17 protein-coding genes and 1 tRNA gene are annotated in these 10,729 nt (G+C 28.2%); 13 read left to right on the top strand and 5 right to left on the bottom strand.

Annotation, left to right across the window (positions count from 1 at the left end; translation table 11 throughout):
- Window position 1 precedes the first annotated feature (1 nt).
- Complete coding sequence (locus H2277_RS03340; RefSeq protein ID WP_337200962.1) at window positions 2–691, bottom strand: methyltransferase domain-containing protein; 690 nt, start codon at window positions 689–691, stop codon at window positions 2–4.
- A gap of 68 nt (window positions 692–759) precedes the next feature.
- A complete protein-coding gene (locus H2277_RS03335) occupies window positions 760–1,014 on the bottom strand; it encodes a helix-turn-helix transcriptional regulator (protein WP_337200961.1) in 255 nt (84 codons plus the stop codon).
- A 249-nt stretch (window positions 1,015–1,263) separates the two neighbouring features.
- Between H2277_RS03335 and H2277_RS03330 the strand changes: the two genes are divergently transcribed.
- Complete coding sequence (locus H2277_RS03330) at window positions 1,264–1,455, top strand: hypothetical protein (protein ID WP_337200960.1); 192 nt, start codon at window positions 1,264–1,266, stop codon at window positions 1,453–1,455.
- 25 nt (window positions 1,456–1,480) lie between these two features.
- Here H2277_RS03330 and sodB read toward each other — a convergent pair whose 3' ends face one another.
- Together sodB and H2277_RS03320 are read right to left on the bottom strand one after the other, a co-directional pair.
- Window positions 1,481–2,119 carry a superoxide dismutase [Fe] gene (gene sodB / locus H2277_RS03325; RefSeq protein ID WP_337200959.1) on the bottom strand — a complete coding sequence of 213 codons (639 nt, stop codon included), beginning with the start codon at window positions 2,117–2,119 and terminating at the stop codon, window positions 1,481–1,483.
- A 118-nt stretch (window positions 2,120–2,237) separates the two neighbouring features.
- Window positions 2,238–2,312: transfer RNA gene (locus H2277_RS03320), tRNA-Glu, on the bottom strand.
- 133 nt (window positions 2,313–2,445) lie between these two features.
- On the opposite strand from H2277_RS03320, the gene H2277_RS03315 reads away from it, so the two are divergent.
- Complete coding sequence (locus H2277_RS03315; RefSeq protein ID WP_337200958.1) at window positions 2,446–3,012, top strand: manganese efflux pump MntP family protein; 567 nt, start codon at window positions 2,446–2,448, stop codon at window positions 3,010–3,012.
- On the opposite strand, the gene miaA is transcribed toward H2277_RS03315, so the two are convergent.
- Window positions 3,002–3,865 (bottom strand): tRNA (adenosine(37)-N6)-dimethylallyltransferase MiaA, encoded by an 864-nt coding sequence (miaA, locus tag H2277_RS03310; protein ID WP_337200957.1) that lies wholly within the window; start codon window positions 3,863–3,865, stop codon window positions 3,002–3,004. The genes H2277_RS03315 and miaA overlap by 11 nt on opposite strands.
- Window positions 3,866–3,934: 69 nt before the next feature.
- Between miaA and mqnP the strand changes: the two genes are divergently transcribed.
- From mqnP to rsmI, 11 genes are all read left to right on the top strand, one after another.
- Window positions 3,935–4,819 (top strand): menaquinone biosynthesis prenyltransferase MqnP, encoded by an 885-nt coding sequence (gene mqnP / locus H2277_RS03305; RefSeq protein WP_337200956.1) that lies wholly within the window; start codon window positions 3,935–3,937, stop codon window positions 4,817–4,819.
- Complete coding sequence (locus H2277_RS03300; RefSeq protein WP_337200955.1) at window positions 4,810–5,313, top strand: hypothetical protein; 504 nt, start codon at window positions 4,810–4,812, stop codon at window positions 5,311–5,313. Before mqnP ends, H2277_RS03300 begins: the two co-directional genes overlap by 10 nt.
- Window positions 5,306–5,824, top strand: a complete 519-nt coding sequence (locus H2277_RS03295; protein WP_337200954.1) for a DUF6115 domain-containing protein — start codon at window positions 5,306–5,308, stop codon at window positions 5,822–5,824. The genes H2277_RS03300 and H2277_RS03295 overlap by 8 nt, the downstream gene beginning before the upstream one ends.
- Window positions 5,825–5,838: 14 nt before the next feature.
- The gene (gene moaA / locus H2277_RS03290; RefSeq protein ID WP_337200953.1) at window positions 5,839–6,801 is read left to right on the top strand and encodes a GTP 3',8-cyclase MoaA; all 963 of its coding nucleotides are present in this window, start codon (window positions 5,839–5,841) and stop codon (window positions 6,799–6,801) included.
- 2 nt (window positions 6,802–6,803) lie between these two features.
- Window positions 6,804–7,547, top strand: coding sequence for a 7-carboxy-7-deazaguanine synthase QueE (locus tag H2277_RS03285; protein ID WP_337200952.1), 744 nt, complete (start codon window positions 6,804–6,806; stop codon window positions 7,545–7,547).
- The gene (locus H2277_RS03280; RefSeq protein ID WP_137624068.1) at window positions 7,544–8,125 is read left to right on the top strand and encodes a 6-carboxytetrahydropterin synthase; all 582 of its coding nucleotides are present in this window, start codon (window positions 7,544–7,546) and stop codon (window positions 8,123–8,125) included. The genes H2277_RS03285 and H2277_RS03280 overlap by 4 nt, the downstream gene beginning before the upstream one ends.
- Window positions 8,125–8,550, top strand: a complete 426-nt coding sequence (locus H2277_RS03275) for a c-type cytochrome (protein ID WP_337200951.1) — start codon at window positions 8,125–8,127, stop codon at window positions 8,548–8,550. Before H2277_RS03280 ends, H2277_RS03275 begins: the two co-directional genes overlap by 1 nt.
- 2 nt (window positions 8,551–8,552) lie before the next feature.
- Complete coding sequence (locus H2277_RS03270; protein WP_337200950.1) at window positions 8,553–8,960, top strand: hypothetical protein; 408 nt, start codon at window positions 8,553–8,555, stop codon at window positions 8,958–8,960.
- A 1-nt stretch (window position 8,961) separates the two neighbouring features.
- On the top strand, window positions 8,962–9,618 hold the full coding sequence (locus tag H2277_RS03265) for a 16S rRNA (uracil(1498)-N(3))-methyltransferase (RefSeq protein WP_337200949.1): 657 nt from the start codon (window positions 8,962–8,964) through the stop codon (window positions 9,616–9,618).
- A gap of 78 nt (window positions 9,619–9,696) precedes the next feature.
- A complete protein-coding gene (gene rpmE / locus H2277_RS03260) occupies window positions 9,697–9,897 on the top strand; it encodes a 50S ribosomal protein L31 (protein WP_137624064.1) in 201 nt (66 codons plus the stop codon).
- 2 nt (window positions 9,898–9,899) lie between these two features.
- Window positions 9,900–10,724: a 16S rRNA (cytidine(1402)-2'-O)-methyltransferase gene (gene rsmI / locus H2277_RS03255; RefSeq protein WP_337200948.1), complete on the top strand. Its 825-nt coding sequence runs from the start codon at window positions 9,900–9,902 to the stop codon at window positions 10,722–10,724.
- The last annotated feature ends 5 nt before the right edge of the window (window positions 10,725–10,729 follow it).

Raw genomic sequence — 10,729 nt, 5'->3', positions numbered from 1 at the left:
CTTACTTTTGCCCTATATAGATAAAATGTTGCACACTACCTTCAAAATTATAAAGATTAATAAGCTCGTAATCACCCCAAAATAAAGGCTTGAAAGGTTTAAAATCTTCTTTTAGTTCTTCAATATCTTTGGTAAAGCGAATAAAAGAAGAACCACTTAATCGACCGCTCGGACATCCTTTGACTTCGCATAAGCCATTTTCCATAGCCTCTCCTCTTTCGTACATGCTATACCCTTTCTCACTCATCATAGTTGCGAAGATAATGGCGCCCTCATTGGAAATATCATATAATTCTTGAATGGTTTGTTTAAAACTTTCAAAAGGAAGATAATAAAGACTTTGATTAGCTAAAATCAAATCCATTTTTACATTAAAAAGATTTTTTATGCTTGAATTTGGAGCAATAACATGAAAATTATTAGAATTTAATTTAGGATCTCTTTCCCAAATTTCTTTTAAACTAGGAACTATATCTAAGCCATAAGCTTTATACCCCCCCCCAGTAATATCTTGAAGATATTTAGAATGCACGCCATTGCCACAACCAAAGTCTAGCAAATTTCCACTTGTTTTATTGAGTTTGTATTTTAAAATTCTTTCATAAAACCTTATAACATGACCATCAGGGTATTGTAACCCATAACCTTCTTTTTCATATTTTTGAGTGTAAGCAGATAAAGAATTATCCATAATTTCTCCTTTGTGTTTAGATGTAAAGTATAATATTATATAAAAAATTAAAAAATAAAATTTAATATTTAGATTTCAATATTTTGAAAAAAATCAGAAATTTCAACTTGTAATACTTTTGATATTTTGTATAAATGTTCTAAATTAAAATGGATATTATTATATCCAGATTCAGCTCCACCCACCAAAGAACAAGATTTATAACCTATTTCTAAACTAAGTTCTAATTGAGACAAACCTTTTTCTTTTCTAATTCTCGCAACATTCTTAGCTACATTTCTATGAAATTGTTCGATTTCATCTTGAGTAAAATTATAAAACAACTTTTTACCTTTAATCTATTATTATAGATTTTTAAGTATATTTGTTTTATAATTTTTTTTCATTCTATTATAATAGATTAAATTAGAAAGGAAGTTTTTATGAAAAAACTAGTAATGTTAGTTTTAGTATTATTTATTTTAGGTTGTGGAAGTGGAGAACCTCCTATTCAAATTGAATCTTTTGAATAATATAATCCATTATTTCATTCAAAATCAAAATTTTTAAAAATTACTTCTTTGGTGGATTCTGTGAAAATTACCGATATAGTCCCTAATCGTGGAAAATGCAAAGTTGGGGGTATTTTAGATCAAGGCAAAGTTAAAATTAATAAAGTATTGAAATATGGACAAGTCTGGGACTATATCCCTATAACTGGATGTGGTAAATTGTTAGAAGTTCAAGTAAAAACGGATAAAGGAGAATGGAATTTTAAATTTTAACTATTCCGCATAAAGCGGAATAGAGTTATTTTACTGGATGAAGTTCATTAGCGTAAAAGCTTATCGAGTTAATTCCTTCTTTTAAAGCCCACTCATAAGCTTTTGATACAAAATCCCAATTGATATGAGCATAGAATTTTTCCAAATAAGCAGGACGAGCATTGCGATGATCTACATAGTAAGCATGTTCCCAAACATCCACTACAAGTAAAGGAATTTTATCTTCAGTGATAGGAGTAGCCGCATTTGAAGTTGCGATTAATTCTAATTTTTGATTTTTGCTGTTATAAACAAGCCAAAACCATCCAGATCCAAAAAGACCTGTAGCTCCTTTAATAAATTCAGCTTTAAAATTCTCTAAAGAACCAAATTCTTTTTCTAAGGCTGCTTTTAAATCCCCTTTTGCCTCACAGGCATTTGGAGTGATGCAATCAAAATAAAAATCATGATTATAAACTTGAGCCGCATTGTTAAAAATTCCACCATTTGATGATTTGATAATGCTTACAAGATCTTTGTTAGCAAATTCTGTATCTTTAATAAGATTATTTAAATTAGTTACATAGGTATTATGATGCTTTCCATAATGATAATTAAATGTTTCAGTACTTAAAAAATCGCCAAAAGCATTGATATCATAAGGTAGTTTTCTTAATTCAAACATATTTTCTCCTTTTTTATTTTTGGTAAAAAATTGTAGCATAAAAAATCATAAAATAAAGTAATTTAAATAAGCTTTTTATAAAAAATATTTTTTAGATTGATTTTTGAAAGATTTATGGTGGTGACCCATACGAGACTCGAACTCGTGTTACCGCCGTGAAAGGGCGATGTCCTAACCGCTAGACGAATGGGCCTTTTGTATATTTTTTGAAAATTAATAAAGCGAAATTATATATTTTTAATTCTTAAATATCCATTAAAATTATTTTTATCTATAAAAAAATTAATATTTTTTGATTATAATTTTATTTTATTTTTGGAGTTTTTATGGATTATTTGAGCCTCGTTTTTCTTTCATGTGCTTTAGCAATGGATGCTTTTGCAGTTTCTTTATGTAAGGGTTTTAGTGTTAAGAGATTAAATTTAAAACATTATTGTATTGTAGGTGTTTATTTTGGTGGCTTTCAAGCTTTAATGCCTGTTTTTGGATATATCATCGGTTTAAGTTTCGCATCTTTTGTGGCAAGTATTGATCATTGGATAGCATTTATTTTACTTGGTTTTATCGGGTTAAAAATGATCAAAGAAGCGCTTGAAAATGAAGAATGTGATATTCATGCTAATCAGTTTGATTTTAAGATCATGTTTTCTTTAGCTATTGCAACTAGCATTGATGCTTTAGCGGTTGGAGTTGGTTTTGCATTTTTAGAGACTCCTTTGTTTGTAGCGGTTTTATTTATTGGTTGTATCACTTTTATGTTTTGCATTTTAGCTTTGAAAATAGGTAATAAATTTGGAGTTTTTTTAAAAAATAAAGCCGAATTTTTAGGAGGGGCTGTTTTGATTATTTTGGGTGTAAAAATTTTAATCGAGCATTTATTTTTTAATGCGTGAATTTTTGTTTTAAGATTTCAAAAGCTTCATCAAAATTTAAAGCCACGCTTTGAAATTTTTTATTAAATGTTCTTTGTCGTTTGGCAAGTTGTGCGGTGTGCGTTGTGATTAAATTTTCAAGTTCATTAAAAGAAATTTTTTCATCTAAATATTCTTTACACTCTTTTAAACCTATGCAATTTAAAGCTTTAGTGTCGCGATGAAATTGAGAAAAAAGCTTTTTAGCTTCTTCTAAAAGACCTTCTTCAAGCATTTTTTTAGTCCTCATTTTTATGCGATCTCTTAGCAAATTACGCTCCCAAACGATTTCATAAATTTCTATATTTTTTAAAACCCCCTTTTTTTGTGTTTGCTTTAAAAAAATACTAGGAATTTCTTTTGTAATCTCATAAATACTCAACCATTTTTTCAAACGATAAGTGTCATTTTTTGCCACTTTAAAATCAGGATCAATTTTACTCATTAAAGAGTAAATTTCATCATTACTTAGATCAGTTTTTATTTCTTCTATTTTTTGACTTAAACCATCCATCATGGTTTTTAAGTAAAATCCAGTTCCGCCTGTTATAATTAAAGGTAAATTTCTTAATTTGGCAAATTCTTTAGCCTTTTGGTATTCTTTGATAAATAACTCCACATTAAAATGCTTATCAACACTGATTAAATCTATACCAAAATAATGAAAATTTTCAAGTTCTTCTTTGGAAGGTTTAGCGCTTGCGATATTGATTTCTTTATACACACAAAGACTATCAAGGCTTAAAATAACTGCATTAAAATTTTTGGCTAATAAATTAGCTAGATGAGTTTTTCCGCTTGCAGTTGTTCCGATAATAGCTATTTCAAAAAACATAAAATGAATTTATCCTAAAATTTATTAAAATTTGAGTAAAATCATAGCAAAAATTTTTAAAGCGGAAAAATGAATTTATTTTGGACAAAATTTAAAGATATTTTAGAACTTATTGTATTTAAGCATTCTATTTTTGCCTTGCCTTTTTTGTTTTCATCGATGATTGTAGGTTCAAAGCTTGCAAATGATACAGTCTGGTTTGGTTTTAAGGCTTTGATTTTGGGTATTATTTGTGCTATAAGTGCTAGAAATTTTGCGATGGCAAGTAATCGCTTAATGGATGAAGATATAGATAAAGATAATCCACGTTGCGCTAATCGTCCTAATATAAGTGGAAAAATTGGTAAGAAAAGTATTTGGATATTTATTATTTTAAATGCTTTGATTTTTGTGCTTTGTTCTTATTTTATCAATCCTTTGGCTTTTTATCTTTCTTTTCCAGTGCTTTTTGTTTTGGCAATTTATTCTGCTTTTAAGCGTTTTAGTTCTTTGGTACATTTGGTTTTAGGATTTTGTTTAGGTTTGGCTCCTATAGCTGGAAGTGTTATTGTGATGGGTGAAATTCATATTTATAGTGTTATTTTATGTTTAGGGGTTACTTTTTGGACTGCCGGATTTGATTTGCTTTATTCTTTGCAAGATATGGATTATGATAAAAAAACGGGACTTTTTTCGATTCCCGCTCAATTTGGTGCTAAAGCAACTTTGCTGATTTCTGCCTTTTTTCATGTTTTAGCTGTATTATTTTGGTTGCTTTTTGTTTGGCAAGTTTGGGGTGTAGCTTTAGGATATATTTCATTGTTTGGTGTATGCGTTTGTGGTGTAATTTTGCTTTTTGAACATAAAATTGTTCATAATAATTTTGATCGTATTGATAGAGCATTTTTTACTTTAAATGGCTATTTGAGTATGATATTTTTTATTTTTATTTTGGTTGATTTATTATGGAATTAAAATTATTTAAAGCTGGATTTGAAGTTGATTTGGAAAATTGCAAGATAAAGGATAATCATTTTTTACAAGAATATCTTAAACTCGGAGCCATTTCACAGCTTTCAAAATGGAAAAAAATGGCTACTCGTATTGATTTTAGCGATGGAGAAAAGATAATTTTTGATTTAATTTTAAGCTTAAAAGAAGATATTTTAAGGGTAGAAAGCGCTATAAATAAAGATGAAGAACTTATACCTTTAAAACAAAAAGCTATCGTAGGATCTTTAAATTTTGAACATCTTAATTTTTTAGAAAATATTTTAGAAATTAACCAAGAATACTACATAAGGTTTAGCCTTAATAATCAAAAAATGGCGCTTTTTGCAAAAGCTAAAAGTCAAACCTTAGCACAAATTATTAAGATTAAGCCTGAAGATAAAACCGCATTTGATGCGTTTGTTGTTGAGGTGCAAAGAGATATGATTAGAAATAAAAAGGAGCTAGAACATGAGTAATGATGCGATTTATTTAGTTTTTGTATTTGTGCTTTTAGTTGCAATGTTAGCTTATATTAATATCAAAGAAAGAGAAAACAATACAAAACTTGCAAAGCTTCAAGGAGTGATTGAGGATATAACTAAAGAAATGCATTATTTTCGTAAAGAGCTTGGGATAAAAGAAGAAGATGAAAATGATGAAGAAGACTATAAAATAACACTTTTAAAAGAAGAAATGCAAATTGAGTTTGAAAAACAAATCAGTGCTAAAATTACTCCTGTTTTAAGAACTCTTAAAACGATGGAGCATATCATAGAGGATTTTCAAAATGAACAGCAAAATCGTCTTTTAAATTTAGAGCAAAAAGCGCAAAGTATGACTAAGCTTACTCCAAATTATGATACAGAAGAACAAAAAATTATTGATCTGTTTAAAGAAGGAAAAACCATAGAGCAAATCGCCAAAGACTTAAGGATAGGAATTGGAAATGTTGAGCTTGTTTTAAAATTTAAACAGCTTATAAAATAACATTAGGGGTTTTAATGCTAATTGACCAATTTGGTAGAAAAATTGATTATCTTAGAATTTCAGTAACTCAGCGATGTAATTTTCGTTGTCTTTATTGTATGCCAAAAATTCCGTTTAATCACCAACCTAAAGAAAATTTATTGAGTTTTGAAGAACTTTTTTTATTCGTAAAAGCAGCTATTGATGAAGGAATTGAAAAAATTCGCATTACCGGAGGCGAGCCTTTATTACGCAAAGATTTAAGTATTTTTATTAAAATGATTCATGATTATAAAAAAGAGCTTGATTTAGCTATTACAACGAATGGATTTTTATTAAAAGACTTTGCTAAAGATCTTAAAAATGCGGGCTTAAAACGTTTAAATGTTTCACTGGATACCTTAGATGAAAAAAAGGCGAAACAATTAGCACAAAAAGACGTTTTATCAAGTGTTTTAGCTGGAATTGAGGAAGCTTTAAATGTTGGATTAAAAGTTAAATTAAATACTGTTGCACTTAAAAATTTAAATGACGATGAACTTATAACTCTTTTAGAATTTGCTAAAGCTAAAAATATACAAATTCGTTTTATAGAATTTATGGAAAATACCCACGCTTATGGAAAATTGCAAGGTTTAAAAAGAGATGAGATTATCCAAATTTTAAGCCAAAAATACGATGTAAAACTTATCAAAAAGGCGGAAAAAGCCCCAGTGAGTCTTTATAGTGCTAATGGCTATAAATTTGGGATCATTGATCCACATAGTCATGAATTTTGCGATTCTTGTAATCGTATCCGTCTTAGTGCTGAAGGGCATTTAATACCTTGTCTTTATTTTGATGAAGCTTTAAGCATTAAAGAAGCGATTAGAAAAGGTGATGTAAAAGCTGCTGTAGAAATTTTACAAGAAGTATTGCGTAATAAGCCTGAAAAAAATAAATGGGGCGTTGTGGATAATGAAACCTCGCTACGTGCTTTTTACCAAACTGGGGGTTAAAATTGCAAATTGTTGAGACTTTTTTAAGCGTGCAAGGGGAAGGGAAATATAGCGGAAAATTAGCTATTTTTATCCGTTTTGTGGGCTGTAATTTTAATTGCAGTGGTTTTGGGGTTGAAATCAAAAAAGATGGAAAAATTCTTAAAGGTTGTGATACCATAAGGGCTGTTTTTACTCAAGAATTTAAAGAAAAATATAAAAATCTAAATACAGATGAAATTTTTAATCAAATAATAAAACTTAAAGATAAATTTAATCCTATAGTTGTAATTACCGGCGGAGAGCCTTTGATCCATCATCAAAATTCTGAATTTATTGCTTTGATCAAATCTTTATTAAAAGCGAATTTTGAAATTCACTTTGAAAGTAATGGTAGCATAGAGATTGATTTTTCAAAATATCCTTTTTATAAAGAATGTATTTTTGCCTTAAGTGTTAAATTAGAAAATAGTGGAGTAGATCGTAATAAGCGTTTGAATTTTAAAGCTCTTAAATCATTTAAAAATAATGCTAAAGATAGTTTTTATAAATTTGTATTAAATGCAAATACGCTAAAAAACTCTTTGAAAGAAATTTTAGAAATTTTAAAAGAAGCTCCTAATGAAGTTTTTTGTATGCCTATGGGGGAAAATCGGGTTAATTTAGACAAAAATGCAAAAAAAATTGCTGAATTTTGCATTAAGAATGGATATAATTATTCTGATAGAATTCATATTCGTTTATGGAATGATAAAGAGAGTGTATGATTATTAGAAAATTATTTGAATTTGAAAACGCCCATATTGTTAGATTTTGTTCTTCAAAACGTTGTAAAAGTAGCATACATGGACATTCTTACAAGGTTGAAGTTTTGCTTGAAAGTCGATATTTAGATAATGCAGGAATGGTTTATGATTTTGGGCTTTTAAAAACTTATATACGCCAGATTATTGATAGTTTTGATCATGCTATTACGCTTTTTAATCAAGATGATCAATCTTATTTACAAGAAATGAAAAAATATTCTCAAAGATGGATCACTTTGCCTGTTAATGTGAGTGCGGAAAATTTTTGTCGCGTGTTTTTTATACTTATTGATGCTTTACTTAAACAAACAAAGATGGTTAATGGGGAACAAGGTGTGAATTTGCAAAGTATTATAGTTCATGAAACAAGAACAGGTTACGCTCAAGCTTTTAAAGACGATGCTTATTCAGATATTTTGCCAAAAATTTCTCTTGATGATATTGAATTTTCACCAGCCATTAAAGCAGAATGGAATGATATAGATTTTTATGATAAATTAAAAAATTCGCATATTTTTACAAATCCTAAGGAGATCTAATGGGCAAAATTTTAACTATTTTGATAAGTTTTTTTATTGTTTTATCGATCAGTGCTTGCAGTGATAATGATGAGTTAAATTCTAAAAAACAAAATTCTACAGAAGATAAAGTTGAGCTGGAAAAAAGCGATGAATCAACACAATTAAGTGATACAAATTTACCTTTGCCTGTGGATGATGAATCAGATAATTTTAATACATCCTATAATGCAAATTCTAGCGTTATAGGTTCTTTATATAAACAAAAATGCGCTAGTTGCCATGGAGAAAAAGGGGAATTAAAGCCTAAAAAAAGTACAGCTATTAGAAATTTAAGTTTTGAGAATTGGACTTTTAAAATTCAAAAATTAAAAGATGATTCTCATGCTTTTTTAACAAAAGAACAAAGCGATAATTTAGCAAAATATATCATTAAGGTAAAATAATCATGGAACAAAGTTATCATTTTTTTCTAGCCTTGCATCTTTATAGTTTGTATGCGAGTGGTTTTTTGATGTTTTTTTACTTGATTTTAACTCAAGGTAATTTTAAAACAGAATTTATTTTTATCCGTAGAATTCGATTGTTTTTACCTATATATAATACTTTTTTAGCTTTTATGCTTTTTACAGGCCTTTTGCTTTTAGCCATGAGAAAATTTCAAATGAATTTGCATTTTTGGCTAATGATTGCATCTTGGATTTTAATTTTAGCTTTGGCAATTTTTCATTTTGCACAGTTTAAAAAAGCTCGTAAAATAAGACGTTATATCGCTTTTAGATGGATGAGTTTTTTGATTTTATTTTGTGAAATCTTATTGTTATTTTTACCTTTTGTTTTAAAGAAATATTTATAAAATGCAATTTTTATATCATCAAAAAGCTGGTGAGGAAATTTTAAAATTAAAGGGTGAGGAATTTTCTCATCTGAAAGCTAGAAGAGTTAAAGAAAATGAAATATTAACTCTAAGAAATTTAGAGGATAAATTTACATATGTTTATAAAATTTCTAATTTAGAGCGTCATTCTTGTGAGTTGCATTTTTTAAGTAAGGAAAATAAAACAACGCACAAAAATTCTACTTTAAATTTAGCTTTAGCTGTGATAGATATTAAAATTTTAGAAAAAACCCTCCCCTTTTTAAATGAACTTGGGGTTGAAACCTTACATCTTGTTTTCACTGATTTTTCGCAAAGAAATTTCAAAATAGATTTAAGTCGTTTTGAAAAAATTATCATCGCATCTTGTGAGCAATGTGGAAGAGAAAGCAAAATGAAAATACAAATTTATAATCATATAAAAGATTTTTATGAAAGATTTCCAGAAGCGGTTTTGGTTGATTTTGACGGAGAAATTAAAGAATTTGATTTGAATAAAATTTATTTTGTAGGTCCTGAAGGAGGATTTAGTCAAAGTGAAAAATATTTTTTTAAAGAAAAAATTGGATTAAAAGCTCCAAATATTCTTAAAAGTCAAACTGCCATTATATCGATTGCCTCGAAAATGCTTCTTTAAAATTTACTTAAATTAATCTATTTTTTATATTATATTTACTATAATCACCGTTTATTGTTTTATTTTTAAGGAAAAGTTATGAAAAAAGAAATTCATCCAGAATATGTAGAATGTAAAGTTAGTTGTGCTTGTGGCAATACTTTTGTAACTAAGTCTAATAAAAATGAATTAAGAGTGGATATTTGTTCAAGTTGTCATCCTTTTTTTACAGGAAGTGAAAAAATAGTTGATGCTGCGGGTCGTGTAGAGAAATTTAAGAAAAAATACGCAATGCAATAATTATGCTCTATTTTATTCCTACTCCGATAGGAAATTTAGGCGATATATCTTTTAGAGCCTTAGAGCTTTTAAAGACTTGTGAAATTTTCTTTTGTGAAGATACAAGAGTAAGCAAGTCTCTACTTTTATCACTTTCTCATAAATTTCAGATTGATTTTAAAACTAAAAAAATGATTGCTTTTCATACCCATAATGAAAAGGAAATTTTAAAGAATCTAAATCCAGAATTTTTTTCTCAAAATGTAGCTTTTTTAAGCGATGCGGGTATGCCAGGTATTAGTGATCCAGGATATACTTTGGCTGATTTTGCTTTAAAAAATGGCATTGAATTTGAAGTTTTGCCAGGTGCAAATGCAGCTTTAGTTGCTCTTGTAAGTTCAGCTTTAAGTGAAAAAGAATTTGTTTTTATAGGTTTTTTAGCCAATAAAGGCAAAGAGCGTATAAAAGATATCCAAAGAGCTTTAAATCATCCTTATGCGAGCATTGTTTATGAGTCACCTAAGCGAATTTTATCTTTAGTAGAGCAAATTTTACTTATAGATGAAAATCGCGAAATTTTTGCAATAAAAGAAATTTCTAAAAAATTTGAAACCAAATTTAAAGGCACGGCTAAAGAAGTTTTTGATAAATTAAAACAAGCAAATTTAAATGGAGAATGGGTACTTGTCATTTCAAAAAATTATCATAAATTAGACTATAATTCTTTATTAGAAAGTGATATTTTGGAACTTGATATTCCTTTAAAGGCTAAAAGTAAACTTCTAGCAAAAATCAATGGAAAAAATCCAAAAGAAATTTACGCAAAACTGCTTTTAAGTCAAAATTAGATAGA

The organism is Campylobacter sp. W0014, assembly GCF_020135975.1.
GTDB lineage: Bacteria > Campylobacterota > Campylobacteria > Campylobacterales > Campylobacteraceae > Campylobacter_D.
Note: the sequence above shows the minus strand (reverse complement) of the source record. Positions and strands in the feature narration are given on the sequence as shown.